We start from the raw sequence: 23,680 nt of genomic DNA, 5'->3' as shown, positions 1-23,680 counted from the left end.
GATTTATTCACGGTATCTCTTAGCATAGATCCAGCTAACAAGCAGCGGGACGACGGTTGTCAGGGTGTCATCCCAGCGCCCCTATGATGTCATCCCAGCGCCCCTATGATGTCATCCCAGTGCCCAGACACTGGGATGGCTTTGTTGCATCGCTACTTATGAAAGGCTAACTATAGTTAGGATTATAAGCAACCTATTGAAAATCTTGTTTTTTTGCAATCAATCTGATCAAATTTAAGAATAGTAATTTATTATTTATATTAATAAATTTAATTCTATTGAAAATAGCTAAAGCATTGAAATTCTTGAATTTTAGCCGGATTAGTGAGTGGTAGTGAAATTTCTTTTACTCAAATTTAGGTATTCACTGACCGTTCTTGTTATAAATACCAGAATAATAAGCTACTGATATTCTCTACCTTTTTTATCTTTATCCATCATAGCTAGCGATGCAACAAAGCCCACTGGGATCCAGAAAAATTTGCTTGTGAACAAGCAAACTAGCATGGAAAGTGGTTACAACGTTTTCGATGAGATTATATGGAAAACTGGATTCCAGTGTCAAGCACTGGAATGACAAGGTATAAACCTTATCGTCATGCTGCCGCGAACCGTCATACCGCGATTCATTCGCGGTATCTCAGCATAGATTCCGCTAACTAGTAGCGGAATGACGGTTGTCGGCAAACTTAAGCCACTTTAGCTATAGCCAGTAACCACTCTATTTCTACCACTGTTTTTTGCTTTATATAAATATTTGTCGGCACGTACTATAAATTCTTTAATATTGTCAAGGTCAGATTCTTGCATTTCTGCAATTCCAATGCTCACAGTTACATCGTGGGTTGTATTTTTATCCGCAAGTATAAAAGGTTTTTTAGCAATAATTTTGCGTATTCTTTCCGCAATAGTATACGCATCTGATGTATCGGTATCTGGCATTACAACAACAAATTCCTCACCACCAAATCTAGCTAACAAATCTGTCACTCTAATATTTTCAGAAATTCTTCTCTGTATTTGCTTTAAAAGTTCATCTCCAGCACTATGCCCAAAACTGTCATTCACCATCTTAAAATAGTCTATATCAAGTATCATAAGAGACAACCTTCTATCCTTTTCCACAGAGTCCTTAACAATGTTTCTTAAGTGTGCATCAAAATATCTTCTATTATAACAGTTAGTTAATGGGTCCTTTATAGACATTTCCGCATTATTAAATAAATTCATTCTCAAGGCATCTTGATATCTTTTGCGTTTCACTTGCGAATTAACCCTTGCTATTAACTCACCCTCATCCAAAGGTACTGTTAAATAATCATTAGCACCTACATCAAGTGCTTTTACTAAATTGTTTTTATCATAATCCTCAGAAAGAATCAGAATTGGTGTATAACGTGTTTCCACCTTACTACGAAACTCAGAACACAAACGCAAGCCGTCAGTTTTTGAAAATTGCATATCAGAAATGATCAGGTCGTAACCATTCTCAATACCAACCTTCAATGCTTCTATTGGATCACTCAGTATTTTAATTGACCTAAAGCGTTGCTTTAATATATTATATATCTGCTCTGCTTGATGAACATCCTCATCTATAACAAGTATGTTAGCATCAAAAATCTGATTGGAATAATCCATAATACTGTTTCCTGCGACTCCACCAATCTCAGCGTTAGTTTCTCCTCTCAAACGCAATTCATCGATAATCATCTTTAAGCGTGTGAGAGACTTAATTCGTGCAGATAAAGCAGTTTTGTTTATTGGTTTAGTCAGAAAATCATCCGCGCCAGCATTAATACCTTGCACTCTATCATGAGTATCATGCAGCGCAGTTACCATAATTATTGGAATATGGGTTGTCAAGGGATCACTCTTTAGCTCCTTACAAACTTCAAAGCCATTCATCTTTGGCATCATGATATCAAGTAATATAATATCAGGCTGCTGCTTTGCTACTAAATCTATAGCTTCTTCACCATCATGAGCTACGATAACCGTATAGTACTCTGCTTTTAGTCGAGCTTCTAAAAGCTTGACATTAGATAGTACATCATCTACTACCAGAATCTTCGCTGTCATTATCTTTAGATGTATTATCTATATCGTAAGTAGGATAAAGCTTACCATTTTTACCAACTATGTAATTTACTTTCTCAGTATTACACTCTTTATATAAGTCTTCAATTCCGGCATCCTTCAATAACCTTCTGGCTTTTAACCTTACAATTGTAAAATACCTATATATAGTCTTAATAAAATCAATAAATACAGGTACCTTATTTTTATCAAGAACAATTATGCTCACTAAAGCTACAACTAAAATTTCTGAAAGACCTATATTGAACATTTTCCTATGAAGCAAGTACTTTAATCCTTCTGATTATAAATATTAATTTGCTTAAATCAAGTTTAGAAGCAACCATCTCATCTAAAAAACTATTATAACGTTCTATGTAGTCCTTATCATCACAAGCCCAGGTTTGAACCTTATCTTCGGGGTTATCAGTAGCTTTTATGACTTTAACAGCTAGCTTGTGATGGTAATTGCTTAAATCGTCCAATAAATCATTAACTAAGCTGCGATCCCAATAAGAAGAGCGGCTTTTCATCTTGATGGCAATTGTTCTAATCAGATCGAATCTTAACAGCGACTTTAACTCAAAGTATATTTTACCAGCATCAAGAATGGACAAAGATGTCTGTTCAGCAACAGATATAATGTCCAGTGCATAAGCAAGAACGCATAGATCAGCAACTTTTTTTGCTAGATCTTTATTTATATTAAGTTCTACTAAAGAAGTTGATCCATGGCTATAGATCTTTAATAGGTGTTCATCTAAAACATCAGTTAAGTTCTGGCCTAAAGTTTCAATTGCATCTTTAAATTTTGTAACATCATCCAATTCTACAAAGCTAAGCTTGCCAAGATTTTTCACTAGCCAAAATGATACTCTGCCAATAAATTTCTGCACGTTCCTCACTATTTGTAAGTATGAGTTAACATCAATTTTTCCATCCAATTCATCAATTTTCTGCCACAGGCTGTTTAAATCATACAGGTGGTTAACAACAATATATATGTTAACCGCTTCTTGTATCTTAATTCCAGTGTTCTCAGCCAAATTATTGATGAATATACAGCCCATTCTATTCACTACATCATTTGCAATGCAAGTAGAGATAATTTCTCTACGAAGTTGGTGTTTTAATATGAAATCCTTAAACTTTGTTACCATCTTTTTAGGAAAATAACCTAGCAAGTAGTCATGAGATATAAGATCTTTTTCAGACAGATCGGAATGTATAATTTCATTTTTTATTGCTGTTCTAGCATAAGACATTAGAACAGAGAGCTGAGGAGAACTGAAACCTTCTGCACCAGTTAACATCCTTGCTATCTCTTCTTCAGTTGGAAGAAATTCTACGCTTCGGTTTAACAGCCCAGATTTTTCTAAACTGAGCAGTAACCTGTGGTGCTGCTCCAATCTCTCTTTAGCTTGCAAACACTCAAGAAGTAATGCTTTTGTTTCAATTTTGTTGTGGTTCTCAAGCACTTTGGATGCAACTTCATCCACCATACTTGCCAGTATTTCATTCCTTTTTTCTAAAGAAATACCCCCTGCTTTCATAGCTGAAACAAATGCAATCTTAATGTTAACTTCAAGGTCCGAACATATCACTCCGGCTGAATTATCAACAAAGTCTGCATTGATATATCCACCTTTTTCAGCATATTCTATTCTTCCAAACTGTGTACAACCAAGATTTCCACCCTCTATAAACATAGAAGCTCTAATATCTTTACCATTCACTCTTAACTCGTCGTTTGCTTTGTCACCGACCATGCTATGATTTTCACTCTTTGCCTTAACAAACGTGCCGATTCCTCCATTCCATATGAAGTCCACTTTTGCTTTCAACAGATATCTAATCAAATCACTTGGAGGTAGCATATCTTCTGTTATATCAAAGCACTTTTTTATTTCTTGAGAAATGTTTACTTGCTTACTGCTACGCTCAAATACTCCTCCACCCTGAGAGATCAAATCTTTGTTATAATCCATCCAGGTTGAAAATGGTAACTCAAAGAGACGTTTACGCTCTGTGAAACTCTTTTCTGCATCAGGGTTTGGGTCAACAAAAATATGCATATGGTTAAATGCGCCGATTAAATGTATATTTTTTGAAAGCAGCATACCGTTTCCAAATAGATCGCCAGCCATATCTCCAATCCCAATTACAGTTACATCTTGGTAAATATCCTTATTCATTTTCCAAAAATGCCTCTGTGCTGCAATCCATGCACCTCTTGCTGTGATACCCATCTTTTTGTGGTCATAACCTGCTGATCCACCAGATGCAAATGCATCACCAAGCCAAAAATTATACTCAGAGGCTATTTGGTTGGCATAATCAGAAAATGAAGCAGTGCCTTTATCTGCCGCAACCACCAAGTATGGATCGTCTTCATCATACCTAATCACATCCTTTGGTGGAATTATTTTACCATCAACTACATTATCAGTAATATCAAGCATTCCTCTAATGAAACTCTTATAGCACTCAACACTTTTCTCTCTTAAAATATTCTTATCTTTATAAGCTTGCTTTATTACAAACCCACCCTTTGCACCAACAGGGACAATAACCGCATTTTTTGTCATCTGAGCTTTCATGAGCCCCAAAACTTCAGTGCGAAAATCTTCCGTCCTATCCGACCACCTTAAGCCACCACGGGCTAATTTCCCTCCTCTTAGATGTATCCCCTCAAAAAGGTTTGAATAAATATACAATTCACGATACGGACGAGGATCAGGTAAACCATTTATTTTACTTGAGTCAAATTTTGTAGATAAATATGGTTTATCGTCTTGATAATAACTGGTCCTTAAAGTAGCCATTATCAAGTTAAATATCGAGCGCAAAACGTAATCATGTGAAACATTGCTGATCTCTTTTAGAAGTTCCTCAATTTTTTCTCTGACAATGTCCGTAGTTTCTGCTCTATCAATGTCTATGTTAGGATCAAATCTTGCATGAAATAGTTGTATCAAATACTTTACTATTTTTGGATGCTCTGAGACTACCTTTTGGATATATTCTGGATTGTAGTTAAATGACGTCTGCTTTAGGTAAGCACTTAACGCTCTAACCAGAAGCACTTCTTTCCACTTGAGCCCAGCAATAATGATCAAACTATTGAAATAGTCATTTTTAATTTCCTTGCTAAACACTTTCGCAAGTGTTATTTCAAATTGCTCTTTTAGAGTAATGTTGTCTATTAATTCATCGACTCTTGACAACACAAAATGGTGTATCCATATTCCGCCGTTAATTTCTATGTAATAGCCATTATGAGATAGAATCTTAGCTCCCAAATTCTTAGTAATTCTTAATATCTTCGATAATTCAAGACCTCCATTGCTCGAAGTGTAAACCTTTAATTGATAATTAAGATTGTCACGAGTAAGTCTTAAATCGACCTCGCTAACTCTTTTTTTCCTCACTATCTCCAATTTTTTCATATCGTAATATGCGTCATGAGGTTCGAAACTCTCTTGATAGCTTATTGGAAATGCCTTGCAATAACGGATGAATATATCCTCAACAGTGCTAAAAGTATTATATAAATTGTCTATAAAACGATCTTCCCATTTTTCCGTAATGTTCCTTAATTTGTTTTCGATACGCAAAACTTCATCATCAGGAATACTAGCGTTTTTAGCCTTTAGCACCACGTGCAATTTCATTAAGTCATATTCGTTTATAATGTGGTGGTTATAAATATCTGAACTTTCTGCATTTATCTCATCCTTCAATATATTGCTTATCTTGAGCATTAGCCTGGAGCTAGCATAACGCATCGGTATCAGCACTATACAACTAGTAAACGCTCCCTTACTTCTTAAGCATAACTTGACTCTTGGTCTTATTGCAAGGGACATAATAGAAGTACAAATTTGAAATAATTCTTTCTCATTAGACTGGAACAATTCATCACATGAGAATACTTGTAAAATATAAATTAGAGCTTTGTTATTGTGGCCCCCGGTTACAAACCCTGCACTTTTTTCTATAACTTTAACTTTATCTCTTATTATTGGAATAGTTCTAATATCTTGGACCTCCGCTACAGAAGTAAATAGCCCGAAAAAACGCCGTTCCTTTACCACATTACCCTGGTCATCAAATTCTTTTACTCCTATACAATTCATGTATGTACGCCGATGGACTATTGAGATTAGATCTGATCTCAATATGTATAGGGAATCAAGGTTTGCAGAAGGAATCAACGTACTTTGACCTACTCTCATCAGGCCAAGGTCCTTTTTGCTGTCACAGACGAGTTTTTCATCTTTACCAGCAATATATTCTTGATAACCTAGAAATACGAAGTTATTATTCTTTAACCAAACTAGAAAATCTTTTTGCTCTTGATTTCGGTCTGGCGTCATTCCAGTGCGTGACACTGGAATCCACGTGTCCTTTTCCTGGATCCCAGTATCAAGTACTGGGATGACAGAAAGACTTGCCTCATCAAGTTTCTTGAGCATTAAGTGCCAATCTTTCACAACGCAATTAACCGCTTTCAGCGTTTTCTGTAGAGATTCTTTTAATGTATCAACAAAGCTGTCACTTATACCTTTGATAATTACATATATGACTGACTCTTTGACTCCATTGCTTTCTTCCAAAGAGTAAATCTCGTCTATTAGGCCATCTTTTCTTTTAATGTTAATTATGCTGTTGCTGTAATAGCATATGGTTAAATTGTGCGATTTAATAGTTGCAATAACAGAATCAACCAAAAATGGCATATCATCGTTTGTTATCTTAATCGTGGTAAAATCGCCTTCTATTCCTGGTATATCATCTATATTGCTTACTACTAACTTACTTTCATCTTTCTCTTTTTGAGAAACAAAATTGTAAGCATCGTTTACAATATATAGCAAAAACTTATCATTGGCTTTTAGGTCGCTTTTATAAACAAAACTATAAAAATACTTAATGAATTTTTTAATTTTTTCTTTATCTTGCTGATTTTCTTGATCAGCTAGCTTAAATAAAGACTCAGTGTCAACATTATGATCTATACACATTTTTTTTAACAAAAATACACAGTGAACTTAAACCTTTTTAACTAAGATTTCATTATCAAGAGCGTACACTATTAGCTCATCATTTTCTACTACTTCCCCTGATAAAACTAATTTAGCTAAATTATTTTGAATACACTCTTGTATAACCCTTTTTAAGGGCCTTGCTCCATATTCAGGGTCATAGCCAGTTTGTGCTATTAGTTCTTTAGCTTCCTGCGACAAACTTATACTCAGTTTACGCTTAGCAAGTGTTTTTTGTAAATAAGAAAATTGAACATCTATAATTTTATAGATGTCATCTCTGGTTAAACTGTGAAATATAATAATTTCATCCAGCCTGTTTAAAAATTCTGGACGAAATGTTGATTTAACTATTTGCATCACTTCATTTCTTACAGAATCAACATTCCCTTTTAGCATTATCTCAGCGCCAAGGTTAGAAGTTAAAATCAGTATGGTGTTGCGAAAATCAATTAATTTACCATGACTATCAGTGAGTCTCCCCTCATCCAAGATCTGTAGCAATAGATTAAATATATCTGGATTTGCTTTCTCGATTTCATCAAACAGAATAACCTGATATGGCCTTCTTCTTACCGCTTCAGTTAATCTGCCACCTTGTTCATAGCCAACATACCCTGGAGGCGCGCCAATTAGCTTTGAAACAGAATGTTTTTCCATATATTCTGACATATCAAAACGCAGAAGCGCTGATTGATCGTCAAACAGAAATTCAGCTAAGGCTTTCGCAAGTTCGGTTTTACCAACCCCGGTTGAGCCTAAGAATAAGAATGAACCAAAAGGTCGATTAGTATCTTGCACCCCAGAGCGGGAGCGCCTAACTGCATTACTTATCGCTTCTATTGCATCTTTCTGCCCTATTACTCTTCTTCCTATTTCATTCTCCATGTTGAGAAGTTTTTCCTTTTCGCTGTGCATCATGTTATCAACTGGAATTCCTGTCCACTTTGAAACAATGTTTGCAATATCATCTCCAGTCACTTCTTTCTTTAAGAAACTATCAGTAACCTTTTCCTGATTTTTTAATTCATTCTCAAGCTGAGGAATCACACCATACATCAGCTCTCCTGCTCTTCCCAAATTCCCACTACGCTGAACTAATTCCAACTCTTTTCTAGCGTTATCTAATTTTTCGGCTGTTTCTTGTATTCTAGCTATTTTATTCTTTTCCATCTGCCATTTGCTGTTCAAGTCAGCAAATTTACTGTTTAGATTTTCGATCTCTTCATTTATCTTTTTTAAACGCTGTTTAGAATTTTCATCACTTTCTTTTTTTAAAGCCTCTGCTTCAATCTTTAGCTGTATAACCTTTCTCTCAAGTTCATCAATAACTTCAGGCTTGCTATCCATTTCAATTCTCACCCTGCTTGCTGCTTCATCAATCAAATCAATTGCTTTATCAGGTAAAAACCTATCTGTTATATATCTATTGGACAACGTTGCAGCAGCAATTATTGCACCATCTGTAATTCTTATACCATGATGCACCTCATATCTTTCCTTCAAACCCCTGAGTATTGAAATGGTATCAGTTTCAGTTGGTTGAGAGATAAACACAGGCTGAAAACGCCTTGCAAGTGCAGGATCTTTTTCTATATGCTGACGATATTCATCTAAAGTTGTGGCTCCTATACAGCGAATTTCTCCACGCGCAAGAGCAGGCTTCAGCAGATTCGAGGCATCCATTGCACCACTTGTTGCTCCTGCTCCAACTAAAGTGTGCAATTCATCGATGAATAATATAATTTTTCCCTCCGCTCTCGAAATCTCATTAATCACTGCTTTTAACCTTTCCTCAAACTCTCCTCTAAACTTAGTGCCAGCAATTAGTGCTCCAAGATCCAAAGCTAAGACCTTTGCATCATGCAAACCAAGTGGCACATCGTTTGCAACAATTCTATTTGCAAGCCCCTCAACTATTGCAGTTTTTCCAACACCAGGTTCACCGATCAGCACTGGATTATTTTTTGTCCGCCTCAGTGATACCTGCATAGTTCTTCTGATCTCTTCATCACGACCAATTACAGGATCAAGCTTTCCTTGCATAGCAAGCTCTGTAACATCTTTTGTATATTTCTTTGCCGCGTTTAATTTTTCCTCACTGTTTGGCGAGTCCGCACTGCTGCCTTGTCTCATTTCTGCAATAACTGAGTTCAGTTTTTGTAGAGTCACACCATTCTCTGCCAGAATTTTGCCTACAGTATCATCTTTTTGTGCAGTGAGGCCCTGTAGTAAACGCTCAACAGCAACAAATGAATCTTTATTTCTTCTTGCAATACCAATTGAATCTTCAAAAACTTTTGCTATTTCTCTTGAAAGTTGAAGGCCACCACTTCCTGGACCTTCAATTACTGGCAACTTTTTTATTGCGCTATCCACAGCATCAGAAATACTTTGCACACTTCCACCACAAGCGTTTATCAAATCCTGAACTAAACCTGATTCATCTTCAAGCATCACTTTTAGTAAATGCTCAGGCATAAAAATCTGATGCCCAGCTCCCAACGCTTTCATTTGAGCACTTTGAATTAGACTTTTTGCTTTTTCGGTAAATTTATTTAAGTCCATAACACCAGTTAAATTCGTATTTGCTGATGTATATAACAACTGATTTCATAAATTTAAACCTAAAGTTGTTTATTGTTAGGTATGAAATTTAAAACTTTCTTAAAAAAGGAACTATCATAGTAACCATACAAATATCTTGTATCTCAAGACCTTTGGTTTTTGTTGCTGAAAATGGTTGTATTATTTAAGTTATTAACAATATACAATACTAAGTTAATGTAATTTATTTGGAGATGACAGGAAAATTTATTGTAACTTTATATTCTAAATAGAATAAAGTTCTTTTGTTAGTATTGTCCTTTTTGTAAAAAATATTCCTAATTTCTTCATCATTTCTGTGGGTAAGGTCATCTGCTTCTCTACCTCAAGTGGTTAACAAAGTTTCTTGTCACGAGGGACCAAATGGAAATCTGCTCGTTTTCACGCGAATTAATGTTACAAATTCTATACATTTCGTTACAAAATGGCATTCGCTTTCTCCATTATCCTTTACCTGCATTTTCATCAGCGTTCCTTGCGGTTTGCTTGCCATATAGGCGGAAATACAGGCTTACCCTGTTCCTTCTGTCATACAACAGTGGGTTAGGTGACTTCTCTATACCGGTGATTTGCGTACATCCAGAAATGAAAAATGTCACATTACCTTTTGGTCGGAGCTTATCAGCATCTTTAGCTCTTTAATCGTTACGATACTTATGAAGCTTCACTTACGTTCACCATACCACTAAGCCTAGCTCTCCAACCACATGATGCTTGTAGTTTATGCTCCTTTCACGATTGAGCATCTTCTTTTTCAAGAGGAGGTTCATTGTCCGCATCGCTTGGCACCAACCGGTTACCCGATTCGCACTGATGCGTAGACTCAGATGGCAAAACATCTGGTTTAATAAGTTTTAGAACTCTTTTAGTTTCTTTCTGAAGGAATTCCTCTCCTTTTAAACAATATGACCTAAGACTTTCAGGTCGCACCATTTCAATAATTAGCTGGGTTCCAGCAGAATCAGTACAGAAAACATCAACAATACTTTGTTTTTTAGAGGCAATCTCAGCATCCATGATAGTGCTGAGAAATTCTATTTCTTCTATTTCATCTTTGCCAGCGAAGCCCAATATATCATTGAGAAAGTGAATGAGAATATCTTTATTTTTCTCAGTGCCAAATATTCTCTTGAACGCGAAATTGTTTTTTGGATCGAGAAATTTCGAAAAGGCCATAATTAAATACAATTAGGAGACGAATAATTATACACTATTTTTCGCAAATGTTCAACCTCTGATTACTCCTTATTCTTTGCCCTTCCTGCACGCTTACGTTCATTTGGATCAAGGAATTTCTTGCGTAAACGTATAGATTTTGGAGTTACTTCCACCAATTCATCATCATCTATATACGCTATCATATCCTCCAGTGTCATTATCTTTGGTGGAGTGAGCTTTATAGCTTCATCACTACCTGAAGCTCTTACGTTTGTTAATTGCTTACCCTTTAACACATTTATCTCCAAATCATTGTCACGGCTATGCTGGCCGACAACCATGCCACAATATACCTTATCCTGTGGCTTAATAAACATAATTCCCCTGTCTTGCAAATTGAAAATTGCATATGCCACAGCCTCACCCTTATCTGTAGAAATTAAAACTCCATTGCGCCTTCCAGAAATTGGACCTCTATGTGGAGCATAACTGTGAAATAAACGGTTAATTATGCCTGTGCCACGAGAATCAGTTAAAAACTCTCCTTGATAACCGATTAATCCTCTTGATGGCACTAAAAACGTTAATCTTGTCCTGCCATTACCAGAAGGTCTCATGTCAGTTACTTCACCTTTACGGAAGCTGAGTTTTTCCATGATGATTCCACTATATTCATCATCTACATCAATTACTACTTCCTCTATAGGTTCAAGTTTTTTACCGCCTTCTTCTTTAAATAACACGCGAGGGCGTGATACCGAAAGCTCAAAACCTTCTCTCCTCATATTTTCAATTAACACTCCAAGCTGTAACTCACCACGCCCACCTACTTCAAATGCTTCACCGCTTGGTGCCAAAGTCACAGTAATTGCAACATTTGTTTCTGCTTCCGCATATAAACGATCCTTTATAGCAGTTGAAGTAAGCTTTGTACCTTCTTGCCCAGCAAAAGGTGAATCATTAACGCTCAGAGTAATCGCCATTGTTGGCGGATCAACTGGAGTTGAGCTTACTGCAGTTGTAACTTCTGGTGCTGCTATAGTATCTGAAACCGAAGCTTCCTCAAGTCCTGCAATTGCAATTATGTCTCCCGCCACAGCTTGTTCTACTGGAATGCGTTTCAAGCCAGAAAATGAGAGCAACTTAGTTAATCTTCCTCGTTCAATTACTTTGCCATCGAGGTCAAGCACCTTAAGATCTGAATTAACTTGTGCAACACCCTGATAAACCTTTCCTGTCAATATTCTGCCAAGAAACTTATCAGACTCAAGTAGAGTGACCAACATAGCAAAAGGTGCATTTTGATCATAAACAGAAGGTTTTATATAATCTATAACCGTTGAAAATAATGGGCTTAAATCTTTTCTTTCATCAGAAAGCTCCTTAGCACACCAACCATTTCTACCTGAAGCATACAACACTGGAAAATCTAGCTGCTCGTTGGTTGCATCAAGGTTAAAAAATAACTCATATATTTCATTTAGTACTTCATCAATTCTGCTGTCTGGTCGATCAACCTTATTGATTATCACAATTGGCTTCAAATTTGCTTTTAGTGCTTTTGAGAGCACAAATTTTGTTTGTGGCATTGGACCTTCTGCAGCATCAACCAGCAGCAACACACCATCTGCCATGCACAATACCCTTTCCACTTCCCCACCAAAGTCCGCGTGCCCTGGCGTATCAATAATATTGATCTTTTCATCGCCCCACATTATTGATGTGCACTTTGCAAGTATTGTAATTCCGCGCTCACGTTCTTGGTCGCCACTATCCATAACTCGCTCTTGAACTTCTTGATTCTCACGAAACGTGCCACTTTGTTTTAACATGTTATCGAGTAAAGTAGTTTTCCCGTGGTCAACGTGTGCGATTATTGCTATATTTCGGATCGATTTAAATTCGTTCATTTTCTATCATTTCAAAATTAATTTAGTAATAAGTATACATAAAATACACTTAGAGTAAATAACTAAAGCTGTGCTGTGCTTCCAAGATATTATAGGATTACTTTGTTAAATATTCTCTACTCCCAGGTTTTGTTATGGGTAGTTGTTTTAATTCACTTGGAAGTTCTTCCTCGCTGTAGTTTTTGATGTTCAGTTCAATCAAAGATATGACAGGAAAAGGCAGTTTCGTTTCACTATTTCTCTTTATCAAAGAAGCTTCAGCAACAACTTTACCTCCTTCCCCTTCTGCACATTCCACTGCTTCAAGCGAAGATTTACCTGTGGTTATCACATCCTCAATAAGTAATATTTTTTCACCTTTTTTAATTTCAAATCCACGGCGTAATTCAAACTTGCCATTAACGCGCTCGCAAAACATTGTCTTTATTCCAAGCTGCCTGCCAATCTCATAACCCACAATTATTCCACCAATTGCAGGAGATAATATTAAATCTATGGAGCTATTTAATTCTTTTTTTATTTTATCTGCTAATAATGCGCAAACTTTCATGGCTCTGCTTGGATTTTCAAAAATCTTCGCACACTGTATGTATGTGCCACTATGCAGTCCGGATGATAAAACAAAATGCCCATGCAAAATTGCTTCTGCTTCTTTAAATTCTTTTATTATTAGGTTATTTTCGTCTAATATCATTTTTTAAGTTTCACTATTACATTCTTTATTAATTATCTGAGTTATGCAAATATCAGACCACACATTTATTGCAGTTTCAAACATATCGATGATTGTATAAATAGGCAAAATCAGTCCCATAATATGCAAAGGAACATTCATCGATACGAGATAACTGGTTGCCATAAAATAGCACCCCATAGGCACTCCAGCGTTACCAATTGCAGCCCCTGTAGCTAAAAAAATCCATATCAACATTTCGCTCAAGGAAAATGCGTATCCGTTCATTTCTGCAACAAACATTACAGTGATTAGTATAAATGCAGCACATGCATTCATATTAATTGTTGTGCATATTGGTAAAATAAAAGACGACAATTTCTTTGGCACCTTTAGCTTGTTCTGCACACATTCTATAGTTGTTGGCAATGTTGCACTGGATGATTTAGAGAAAAATGCGAGCGTCAACGCTGGCATAACCCCCCTTAGCGTTTGAATTGGTGATATGCCTTTATACCACATAAGTAGCGGTAAGATCAGAAATGCCTGCACAAAATTTGCAGACATTATGCAAACAAAATACCATAAAAGATTGTAGAACTCGCTACCACCTTTTAATTCATGCAAAAAACATGTAATAAAAGACCAAACAGCAAGCGGAATAAATTTTAATAACCCTTGAGCAATTTTAAGTAGTGTATCAAAAAGTGCAGAGAATATTTGATGTAATATATCCTGCTTTTCTTTTGAAAGTGAAATAATAGCTCCGCCCATCAAAAAAGCGATTAATATACTACCAATAATGTTATTCTCAAGAAAGACTTGCACAAAATTAGAAGGAATGAGTGATTTTAAATATGAAAAATAACTGTGGTTATTGCTGTTAACACTCCCTATTGTATTACTTATGAAATTTTTTCTTGCTGGATCTATTAACAAATAAAACGATAATGCAACAAACGCAGCTATAATAGTTGTAAGCAGCGTATAAAATAGTGTTTTCTTAACTAAGGTTTTAATTTCAATTGAGTCTTTGAGTCCTGAAATTGTGGAAACTATAGATAGAAAAACTAAAGGTAAACTTATTAATTTCAACAAACTAACAAATATGTCACTAAATAGCTTTGCTATTTCAAATATAACTTCGTTGTTTAAATAGTAAGCAACTATTGCAAGCAGTATAGAAAAAAGTATTGCAAACTTGTGCATTGAAAATAAAACTTCAAAGTAACATTATACAATAATTTTGCTGTTTTGGAATCAGATTGATAGACAAAATAACTTTACAGATTAGGGAAAGATAAGAGGATGTGTTTATTCGGAGACAGTGTAAGATTTCTTAATTTAAATTTAGGTGCACTTAGCCCATTCTGGTGATAACAAATTGGAATAGATAAGATATGATAACTAACTCTTCTGCGAGTATATAGTTTTGCCGGACACAACAGTACGTACTACGTGTCCTTTTACTTTGCGACCATCGAAAGGAGAATTCTTTGATTTACTAGCAAAGTTGTCAGTTTTAATTTCCCATTCATGATTGAGGTCAACTAAAATTAAGTCTGCAGCAAGGTTTTTTTGTATACGACCACGTGGTATGTGTATTATATCTGCAGGCTTATATGTCAATTTTGCGAGCACATCAAGTAGACCCATTTGCCCACTGTGATAGAGTTCAAGTGAAAGGGGCAGCATTGTTTCAAGGCCAACAATACCAAATGCAGCATTTTCAAGTGGCAGATCTTTAGAACTACGATCATGCGGAGCATGATCGGTTGCAATGCAATCAATCACACCTGTCTTTAAACCTTCAACCATAGCTAAACGATCTTCTTCAGTGCGAAGTGGCGGGTTCATTTTTGCAATTGCCCCATGTTGTTTTACTATATCTTCAGTCAAAGTGAAGTGATGAGGGGTTACTTCGCACGTAACATTTAATCCCAAATCTTTTGCACGTTTAATAGCATCAAGTGAATCTTTTGAAGAGACATGTAGAATATGGTAGTGCACATTCTCCATATCTTTCATGAGCAGTATATCGCGACTTACCATAACCGATTCTGACGCACTTAAGATCCCCTTTACTCCCAATTCTTCAGAAATTTTACCTTCGTTGATTGCACCACCTGCTGATAAATTTAAATCTTCTGCATGTTGAGCAATAGGAACACCCAGCATACTTGAATAAAGCAGCGCCTGTCTCATAATCATTGGGTTCATAACTGGCATGCCATCATCAGTGAACCCAACCGCACCTGCTTCCTTTAAAAGTGCCATTTCAGTCAACTTTTCTTCCGAAGTGGTGATTTTAGCGTAAAATTCAACGTTTACATGTGAAGTTTCAAGTGCTCTATATTTCAAATATTTAGCCAAAACAACGCTATCAATTGCTGGAATAGTGTTTGGCTGACAAACTACAGTTGTAACGCCTCCTGCAGCTGCAGATTTGCTACCTGTATATATAGTTTCTTTATGTTCCTGCCCTGGTTCACGAAAATGTACGTGAATGTCAATAAGGCCTGGCATTAGAACAAGCCCTTTACAGTCTATTGTTTCATCGACCCCACTTGTTGAAAATAATGATTCGCCAAAATCAACAATTTTATCCCCTTCAGTCAATAGCGAACCTTTTATATCAAGTTTAGTTTCCGGGTCGATAATACGAGCATTAGTATACGCAATTTTATAGCCTTCCTTTTGCCCTGTTTGTAACAAATTCCAAGTCTGTGTCATTATATTTGAGTATCGATTATGCAATAAATCTAAAGTTTTTTTAATAAAACACAACCAAATTAAAACACAGACTAAGAGCTGTCTTGAATTAAAATTATCCCAAAAACCCCGCCCTTATAACCTAGTTAGCTCAGTTTTAACGTTAATGTGTGAAACTCTTAGCTCTGTTGGAGGATTTTCCAGTTGAATATCTAGCTCATTCTGCATGTTCGATAAACAAATTAAAGCTGAATCAAAATCTTCATCGAACTGTTTTGCTTCATGTATACCATCGATTATTTCCTCTAATTCTTCCACATCATCCATTTCTTGCGGCGCACTTTTTAATATCGCTTTTATTTGGTTTAAGTTTTGACGAATTTTCTCCTGATATCCAACAATTCTCTCTTGATATATGTCAATCATTTTTTGACATGCGTTGCCTCTAAATGGATGTTCTTTTTTCTCTTTTATGTAAGAATTTTGAAAGTCTTTACAGTTAAGGATTGCTTCTCTATGTTTTTTTATGTCATTAATTGCGCTGATTATCGACTTATCTATTTTCTTTAAATTTTCTTCCCGTTCTTCTCTTTTAATTATACTTTTGGATTCATTTTTTATCTGGTTCATTTTGTCATACAGGTTTCTGCATCCTTTGTAAGATACCATTGGTTGTAATATTCCTTCTTTTACACCTTTATTGTAAAAATTCTTCAACTCATCACTTGATAGTATTGTTATAGCATCTTCCCTTTTACCTTGTGATTTAGGATACTTTTTATTCAATGAACTAACATGATTTAACAAGAAATCTTTAACTAGCTCTTCCTTTTTAACTTCAGCTAATTTTTCTAGTGTTTCTATATATTTTAGAACTTCCGCAAAGAGCTGTCCACCAGATGGAGCAAATCCTTGAAGTGGTTTACTCTGAGCTTTATAAAAATCGGTTTGTAAAAAATCTTCAGCTTGTTTTTTTATTACTGAAAGTTCATTAAAGGCTTTTTCTGGATTGATTTTTCTCAAAATACTAATAGCTTCTCTAATCGCTTTTTCTCTCTTTTTATCACCTTGTTTTTCATTTAATATTAGACGTTCAGCTTTGGTAAAAGCATCACCGCGATCACTCTTTGCAATGTTACAAACGATGCTTTTTACAACTTTTTCGGTTGCTGCATAATCTATTTCTTTTGCAAAGCAGTCAACAAATGATTGCCAAACTTTTTTATTAACAAGCTTACTTGTCTTATTTTCAAAATCTTCTATATCTTTGAATCCTAAAATAGTATAGAGATTTTTTTCGATTATTGGTTCGGCATGTTGTTTTGCCACTTTACCTTTTATATTGAATGGAAATTTACTAATCTTAGTTGTACCCACAATGTTACCTCAATATTAACGCTATCTATAAAAGTATAAAGATTTAATATTTAATTTTTAACTAATACTAGCACAGCTAACTATGGGAGCATTATGCTATAGCTGACCCAAGAAAGATTTCCCTACGTCATACCGCGATTCATTCGCGGTATAGATTCCGCTAACGAGTAGCGGAATGACGAATTTGTTGTTTTTCAAATTGTAGGTAAACCTAAGCCACTTTAGCTATAGCATCAATAGCAAGTGTCAATTAACACTTTAACTTCTTACTTGTCATCAGTAATATTGTTTATATAAAAACTATAATTTTTTATGCCTGAACTTGGGAATATATTGCTATTGCTAGCCTGCTTATTGTCTTTGACATATTTGTTTTTACCGCTTAGTTCTTGTCGGTTTATTACCACTGCCATATTTTTTTGTGTATCAACATCAATGGCTATTTTGATCTACTGCCACATTACAAATGATTTCTCACTCGAAAACGTATACTACCACTCACACACAACAAAACCTTTGATCTACAAGATTTGTGGTGTTTGGGGAAATAAAGAAGGATCTATGTTGCTTTGGACCTTAGTGCTTACCTTTTACCTATTTCTGATGGGTATTTTTATTGATAACGGCAGTAAATTGAAGAAAGTATCCTTGATCACCCAAGGCTTGATTTGCTTTTGTTTTTTACTGTTCACTTTACTTGAATCCAGCCCCTTCACTAAAATGCCAGGCATTGAAACAGATGGACTGGGTTTTAATCCGATATTGCAAGATATAGGCCTTGCTATTCATCCACCGATATTATATTTGGGGTACCTTGGGTTTAGCGTTCCTTTTTCGCTCTCTATAGCTGGATTAATTGCAAAAGTTGAAGGAAATGTTTGGGCTAAAATTGTCAGGCCTTGGGTACTTATTTCTTGGTCGCTGCTCACTTTGGGCATCAGCTTGGGTAGCTGGTGGGCATATCGCGAACTTGGGTGGGGTGGATTTTGGTTTTGGGATCCAGTGGAAAACGTTTCTTTGATGCCGTGGCTAATTGCAGTAGCGCTGACACATTTGTTGCTCGTGGTACGGAATTTCAATGTTTTAAAGAACTTTGCTATTTTACTTACGCTTACAACTTTTATATTGAGTGTGACTGGAACATTTCTAGTCCGCTCAGGAATACTCACCTCAGTGCACACGTTTGCAGATGACCCAAGGTATGGACTGTATATATTAGCGCTACTTGGTGTAATTACAGTCAGTAGCTTAGTAATATTTGTAGTGTTTACGAGAAAAAATCACACATCTGCAATGTCATTCCAGTGCGTGACACTGGAATCTGAAAAGAAACTTGCTACTCAAGTGACAGAGGGTAGAAGACTCTTTTCACGCCTTACGATGATGCTGATGAACAATTTATTATTCATCACTGCCTTTTTCATTGTGTTCGTTGGCACTTTATACCCTACAGTGCTCGAATATTTAACCGGTGAATTAATTTCAGTTGGAGCACCATATTACAATTCTTTATTTAATCCTATTGCACTGGCTATTCTAGCCCTCACGATAATTGGGCAATACTGCAGTTGGCAGGGAAATAGTCTATTGCCAATATTCCGCGAATATAGATTTTCATTCTGCAGTGCTGCAGCTATTTTGCCGTTTATCTTTCACATGGAGCTAATAATTGTGCTATCAATTACTATCTCCATAGCATTATTAATCTTTGTTTTAGAAGCATACAGTAAAAGAATTCGTTTATTTAAGAGCGAATCAATTTTATTAGCAAAAAAAGTTTCTAAATCCTACTATGCAATGATGGCAGCTCATGCTGGAGTGGCAATTCTAGTGCTTGGTATAGCATATTCGGTTGGTTGGCAGGAGAAAAAAGAAAATTACTTAAAAATAGGGGATAGCATAACAGTCAATAAGTTTAAAGTTACTTTACGAAATATTGAGCTAATAAAAGAAAAAAATTTCCATGCAGTGAGGGGTACAATGGATATCAGGAATTTGCTGAATAATAAGATATTAGGTGAGATAACCCCTGAATATAGATTTTACCTTGTGGAAGGTCAGAAAAATGTTGAAAGCAGTATCTACCACAATTTATTTTCTGATATTTATGTTGTAATTGGAGAAATTGATAAGAGTAAGAGCAAAATTGCAGCTAAAGTGCACTATAAACCTGGAATGTCTATAATCTGGTTTGGATCCTTTCTTATCGCTTTTGGTTCGCTCCTTGCTGCTTTTCCTTTTAGTGGACGAGCAAGGATTGTCTAGCTGTCGTGGATTTATTAACAACGCTCCTAGGTCCAGAGTGCAACGTATGAGAAATTACCGAGCTATAGATACTGATTTGCAAAGGTTAGAACCAAAGAAAGTTATATTTTTTTATTGACAGACCTATATATTACGATATTCACTAAGGGATTAGTGAGTAATGGTTATACAATATGAATGGTGGGGTATCAGGCAAGGAAAAAGTTATACGCACTCCTTTCGATTTTAAGGAGCCTTACAGCGATTGGCGTCAAATTTTTAAACGTCCTAATCAACAGTATAACCCTTCCAACTATGATTCGTCGAGCGAAATAAATGAACACGATATAGAAACTCAAAAGATTGAAGAAGGTGATGGCCATGATTCAGGTATTAGTTCCGATGATGAGGATGACCGGACAACTTATACAGCAGTACAATTAACTAATGATTCTCTTGATAGCCAAAGATATACAGGAATATGCATTCCAACACCAACTGATGGTTGGGTAGGTGAAAATAATCATCAGACTGGTTTATCAGGTAATTTGCCAAACGGAAGTAATAATCCACAAATTTTTGAAAGTACTGATTCAGTACAGCTAGATAATATTGTTTTTAGCAATCTAATTCAGCTTTCCTTGATTAGTCAAGAGCATAATTCTACCTGCAATGATCATGTAATTTGTGATTCAGGTCACAATTCTGACGATGAGGATCAGTTTAAACTGTTGTACGAAAAGGAGAAAATAGAAGCACAAAATAATCAAAAATATACAGAAAATGTATGTAATCCAACAAATGGTGGTTTGTTAGGTGAAAGTGATAATCAACAGATTTCTGAAGATACAGAAATAACTTCTGATTGTAATCCAGATGATTCAGATCCAAAAGGGAATGAGGGCTATGGTTTAGATGGTTCTTGTGAAAGTAAAGAAAATTTGACAAAGGGCGCTGACGGTAGTAATCAGACTTTTGAAGGTGAACAGAAAAGCTCAGAATTTCCGAAAGTTGACAATTGGTCAGATAGTGATGGAAACTCAGAAGATAGTTCGGACTCAAAAAAGGGTTCGTACTATAGTTCAGGTAATCTTGATTCAATGGAGTTAACAGATGATTTGGATTCAGAAAATGATCGGGACCTAGAAGATGATAATCCTTTTCTAAAAGACTCACTTTTTATGAAACTAAAAATGTCGTTAACTCAAAGTAAACAGGATCTGATTGATAAATGCTGTGGGGAGGTGAGAGGTATAACAGAACAAAATGAACAAAAAGATATAAAAAATACTCCAGAAAGTATTAAGTGCATAGTAGCTAAATACTTAGAAAAAGAAGTAATGTTAAATTTAAAATGTAGTTGTTGTAACAAAACTGTAACAAATACAGTATTTGAAGAAATAAAAGATCTTACTAGTGGTAGTCATATAAGTAACAGAAGTAACACTTTTGTATTTGATAACTTTCCCTATCAAAGTAAAGATAAAAACTGTAACAAAGAAAGTAAAGGTCAAAACTGTAACAAAAAAAATGAAGTGTCCGAAGAGGACATTATCAAAAGCATTGTTAGTAATTTATTGTTAGAAGGTGGGAAAGTAAAACGCCATAATTTTTTCGATGGGAATGAGTTTGAGCAGATAGTTACTTGTAATGGATTTGATGATGGTCTTTCTGAGAAATGTAAGGAAATTGAAAGCAAGCTAAAAGGTTTAGCATATGAAAGTATTGTAAACAAAAGCAAGCAGACTCAAAATGTATTAGGAGTAGACAAGGATAATAGATATTTTTGTATAGAGTACTCGCAAGATAGTATTGTTGAAGTTGCAGAAATCCTAAACAATGAAAAAGCCAAAGACTTAAATTTAAGAGTTGGCATACTCAAAATTGGAGAAAGTATAGTAAGAGTTGAAAATGTAGAAGAAATAGGGGGAAAAAGAAATTACATGGATGTCTCAAAAGGTGGTATTGAAATGTCTTTTACTACTGAGGTAGGAGAGATAAGTATTTATCTAAGTCCTAGTGAGAAAGGCAGCAATAAAATAAAAGTGGAGATTGATGGGGAAAACAGAGCAAGGTTTAATGAGTTAAAAAATAGGGGAAAAAGTTTAGGGGAAAACTGTCTTTTAGGAGGAAAAAGTGTTGAGGAAGCTATAGAGCATGAAAGTTTTGAAAGATATGGCAGTGTACCTAACACTGCTATGAAGGAACCTAGCTTAGGTTGCGTTGCTAACATAGCAAGGGGGGGATAAGCTTGCAGAGATAAAATGATGGGCCAAATTGGCAGTATTTTGCTCTTGTAATGTACTTCAAAATTGCAAAGTTTGCACTAGATAGAACTTAATTGACAGACAAGAATAACTGACAGAAAAATTTACATAGTCAAACAATCACAAAATAAACTAGTGAACTTTTTGAAAAGTATATAGAATTCAAATTATTACTTTAATTAAAGAAGATGGCACTTAGACTCATTCCAGATAACCTCGATATCAAGTTTAGTAAATATAGGGATTTGACTGCATTAATTAGCATTGTTCTTATCATCTTTTCAATATTCACTGTTGTGCTGCGTGGAGTGAACTTAGGCATAGACTTTGCAGGCGGGATTTTGATAGAGATAAAATCTTCAGATGAGAATCACTCTATTCTCGATGCATTAAAAGAAAATGGTTTTACAGTGCAAAGTTTAAAAGCGGGTGATAATTTAGTCATGCGTTTTAAAGATGAAGGAGATGAAGATAAAATCAAAAAGATAAAAAGCATACTAGAAGAAAAGCTGGGGAGCTCAATAAGCTATCGTAAAATAGACTATGTTGGCCCACAAATAAGCTCAACACAAATATTTGAAGGAATGTTATCCATGTTGATCGCGATTGTTGGAATATTTTTTTACGTTTGGTTTAGATTTAATTGGCAATGTGGATTCAGTGGAATAACAGCACTGATTCATGACGTGATTTTAACTGTTGGTTTTATTAGCCTAACTGGCATTGAGTTTAATATTTCATCAGTTGCAGCTCTCCTTACTGTCATTGGTTATTCAATCAATAACTCAGTAATTATATATGATCGGATTCGAGAGTATCGCAGGAGTGGTAAAAGTGGGCGGATGAGTGAGGTAGTAGATGCAAGTATCAACACTACATTATTTCGCACTATATTAACTTCTGGTACAACCCTTCTTGCTGCTCTTCCTTTGGTATTAATCTGCACAGATGCAGTGAGAGACTTCAGCTTGATCATTTTTTTTGGTATTTTGATTGGCACTTGTTCTGCAATATTTATTTCTGCTCCTATATTGACCTACAGAGCTTTGATAAGTAGATTGTAGAAGTGTTTAGTCGCGGTATAATATCAACTTATTATCTCTTATAGTGAAATGAAAATACCTTAAAAAGCTCATTCCAAGTAGTAAATGAGACATAGAATGAGTGTTAACGCTTGCCTGTACATCATTAATCAAAAAATTTCCTATTTTAACTTGAGGTATTTGGACCACTCCAGCTTTTATTTGACCTTTCGCAGTTTCATATATTTTAAAATCCTGAACGTTTTGTAAGTTAATACCAGCATGTAATGCGTCTTTTTGTGATAGAACAATATCGGTTGCTCCAGTATCAAGCAAAAACGTTATATTGCTATCATTGACTTGAGCCTGAATATAAAAGTGTCCATCGTATGATTTCGTAAATTCGATACTTCCACTATTTTGAATTCTTCCTTTATATGGTAAAAAAGTACTGAGAAATCTGTCGCTTAATTTGTCCCTTTGTGAATCAATAAGCATTGCAGTAGTGGCTATTATTAGTAACCAAATAACTAGATTTTTTACCGCGTTCATATTGTTAAAATTTGAAGCTATTAAAATAAAT

14 protein-coding genes and 1 pseudogene are annotated in these 23,680 nt (G+C 35.4%); 3 read left to right on the top strand and 12 right to left on the bottom strand.

Annotation, left to right across the window (positions count from 1 at the left end):
- Window positions 1-699: 699 nt before the first annotated feature.
- The 11 genes and pseudogenes from ABWU29_RS03595 to ABWU29_RS03545 form a co-directional block, all read right to left on the bottom strand.
- Entirely contained in the window at window positions 700-2,082 is a 1,383-nt protein-coding gene (locus ABWU29_RS03595; protein WP_015588886.1) for a PleD family two-component system response regulator, read from the bottom strand.
- Entirely contained in the window at window positions 2,054-2,350 is a 297-nt protein-coding gene (locus ABWU29_RS03590; RefSeq protein WP_010082258.1) for a hypothetical protein, read from the bottom strand. Before ABWU29_RS03590 ends, ABWU29_RS03595 begins: the two co-directional genes overlap by 29 nt.
- Before the next feature lie 4 nt (window positions 2,351-2,354).
- Window positions 2,355-7,106 (bottom strand): NAD-glutamate dehydrogenase, encoded by a 4,752-nt coding sequence (locus tag ABWU29_RS03585; protein ID WP_174516771.1) that lies wholly within the window; start codon window positions 7,104-7,106, stop codon window positions 2,355-2,357.
- Window positions 7,107-7,133: 27 nt separating this feature from the next.
- Window positions 7,134-9,695 carry an ATP-dependent chaperone ClpB gene (clpB, locus tag ABWU29_RS03580; RefSeq protein ID WP_015588884.1) on the bottom strand — a complete coding sequence of 854 codons (2,562 nt, stop codon included), beginning with the start codon at window positions 9,693-9,695 and terminating at the stop codon, window positions 7,134-7,136.
- A gap of 969 nt (window positions 9,696-10,664) precedes the next feature.
- A pseudogene (locus ABWU29_RS03575) lies at window positions 10,665-10,910 on the bottom strand (PD-(D/E)XK nuclease family transposase); the annotation flags it as partial.
- A 62-nt stretch (window positions 10,911-10,972) separates the two neighbouring features.
- The gene (gene typA / locus ABWU29_RS03570) at window positions 10,973-12,802 is read right to left on the bottom strand and encodes a translational GTPase TypA (RefSeq protein ID WP_015588882.1); all 1,830 of its coding nucleotides are present in this window, start codon (window positions 12,800-12,802) and stop codon (window positions 10,973-10,975) included.
- Between the two features lie 97 nt (window positions 12,803-12,899).
- Entirely contained in the window at window positions 12,900-13,496 is a 597-nt protein-coding gene (pyrE, locus tag ABWU29_RS03565) for an orotate phosphoribosyltransferase (RefSeq protein WP_015588881.1), read from the bottom strand.
- 3 nt (window positions 13,497-13,499) lie between these two features.
- Entirely contained in the window at window positions 13,500-14,684 is a 1,185-nt protein-coding gene (locus ABWU29_RS03560; protein WP_015588880.1) for a dicarboxylate/amino acid:cation symporter, read from the bottom strand.
- Window positions 14,685-14,882: 198 nt separating this feature from the next.
- Window positions 14,883-16,208, bottom strand: a complete 1,326-nt coding sequence (locus ABWU29_RS03555; RefSeq protein ID WP_141456873.1) for a dihydroorotase — start codon at window positions 16,206-16,208, stop codon at window positions 14,883-14,885.
- Between the two features lie 114 nt (window positions 16,209-16,322).
- Window positions 16,323-17,564, bottom strand: coding sequence for a hypothetical protein (locus ABWU29_RS03550; protein WP_015588878.1), 1,242 nt, complete (start codon window positions 17,562-17,564; stop codon window positions 16,323-16,325).
- Between the two features lie 266 nt (window positions 17,565-17,830).
- Window positions 17,831-17,977: a hypothetical protein gene (locus tag ABWU29_RS03545; RefSeq protein WP_238514247.1), complete on the bottom strand. Its 147-nt coding sequence runs from the start codon at window positions 17,975-17,977 to the stop codon at window positions 17,831-17,833.
- A 22-nt stretch (window positions 17,978-17,999) separates the two neighbouring features.
- Between ABWU29_RS03545 and ABWU29_RS03540 the strand changes: the two genes are divergently transcribed.
- The 3 genes from ABWU29_RS03540 to secF all read left to right on the top strand — a co-directional run bounded on the left by ABWU29_RS03540 (window position 18,000) and on the right by secF (window position 23,139).
- Window positions 18,000-19,829, top strand: a complete 1,830-nt coding sequence (locus tag ABWU29_RS03540; RefSeq protein ID WP_242049537.1) for a heme lyase CcmF/NrfE family subunit — start codon at window positions 18,000-18,002, stop codon at window positions 19,827-19,829.
- A gap of 173 nt (window positions 19,830-20,002) precedes the next feature.
- Window positions 20,003-22,057: a hypothetical protein gene (locus ABWU29_RS03535; protein WP_174516768.1), complete on the top strand. Its 2,055-nt coding sequence runs from the start codon at window positions 20,003-20,005 to the stop codon at window positions 22,055-22,057.
- A gap of 206 nt (window positions 22,058-22,263) precedes the next feature.
- Window positions 22,264-23,139 (top strand): protein translocase subunit SecF, encoded by an 876-nt coding sequence (gene secF / locus ABWU29_RS03530; protein ID WP_353280133.1) that lies wholly within the window; start codon window positions 22,264-22,266, stop codon window positions 23,137-23,139.
- A 6-nt stretch (window positions 23,140-23,145) separates the two neighbouring features.
- Here secF and ABWU29_RS03525 read toward each other — a convergent pair whose 3' ends face one another.
- Window positions 23,146-23,649, bottom strand: coding sequence for a TIGR02281 family clan AA aspartic protease (locus ABWU29_RS03525; RefSeq protein ID WP_353280132.1), 504 nt, complete (start codon window positions 23,647-23,649; stop codon window positions 23,146-23,148).
- Between the last annotated feature and the right edge of the window lie 31 nt (window positions 23,650-23,680).

It is taken from the genome of Wolbachia endosymbiont (group A) of Phasia obesa (genome assembly GCF_964028125.1).
GTDB lineage: Bacteria > Pseudomonadota > Alphaproteobacteria > Rickettsiales > Anaplasmataceae > Wolbachia > Wolbachia pipientis.
The sequence above is the reverse complement of the archived record's forward strand: the minus strand, read 5'-3'. Positions and strand labels throughout refer to the sequence as shown.

What these genes read in the sequence shown, in the direction of transcription:
- ABWU29_RS03560 (WP_015588880.1), bottom strand. Translation starts at nt 14,684, where the DNA reads ATGCACAAGTTTGCAATACTTTTTTCTATACTGCTTGCAATAGTTGCT.
- secF (WP_353280133.1), top strand. Translation starts at nt 22,264, where the DNA reads ATGGCACTTAGACTCATTCCAGATAACCTCGATATCAAGTTTAGTAAA.
- ABWU29_RS03540 (WP_242049537.1), top strand. Translation starts at nt 18,000, where the DNA reads ATGGCTATTTTGATCTACTGCCACATTACAAATGATTTCTCACTCGAA.
- ABWU29_RS03595 (WP_015588886.1), bottom strand. Translation starts at nt 2,082, where the DNA reads ATGACAGCGAAGATTCTGGTAGTAGATGATGTACTATCTAATGTCAAG.
- pyrE (WP_015588881.1), bottom strand. Translation starts at nt 13,496, where the DNA reads ATGATATTAGACGAAAATAACCTAATAATAAAAGAATTTAAAGAAGCA.
- ABWU29_RS03535 (WP_174516768.1), top strand. Translation starts at nt 20,003, where the DNA reads ATGAATGGTGGGGTATCAGGCAAGGAAAAAGTTATACGCACTCCTTTC.
- ABWU29_RS03590 (WP_010082258.1), bottom strand. Translation starts at nt 2,350, where the DNA reads ATGTTCAATATAGGTCTTTCAGAAATTTTAGTTGTAGCTTTAGTGAGC.
- ABWU29_RS03545 (WP_238514247.1), bottom strand. Translation starts at nt 17,977, where the DNA reads ATGGCAGTGGTAATAAACCGACAAGAACTAAGCGGTAAAAACAAATAT.
- typA (WP_015588882.1), bottom strand. Translation starts at nt 12,802, where the DNA reads ATGAACGAATTTAAATCGATCCGAAATATAGCAATAATCGCACACGTT.
- clpB (WP_015588884.1), bottom strand. Translation starts at nt 9,695, where the DNA reads ATGGACTTAAATAAATTTACCGAAAAAGCAAAAAGTCTAATTCAAAGT.
- ABWU29_RS03525 (WP_353280132.1), bottom strand. Translation starts at nt 23,649, where the DNA reads ATGAACGCGGTAAAAAATCTAGTTATTTGGTTACTAATAATAGCCACT.
- ABWU29_RS03555 (WP_141456873.1), bottom strand. Translation starts at nt 16,208, where the DNA reads ATGACACAGACTTGGAATTTGTTACAAACAGGGCAAAAGGAAGGCTAT.
- ABWU29_RS03585 (WP_174516771.1), bottom strand. Translation starts at nt 7,106, where the DNA reads ATGTGTATAGATCATAATGTTGACACTGAGTCTTTATTTAAGCTAGCT.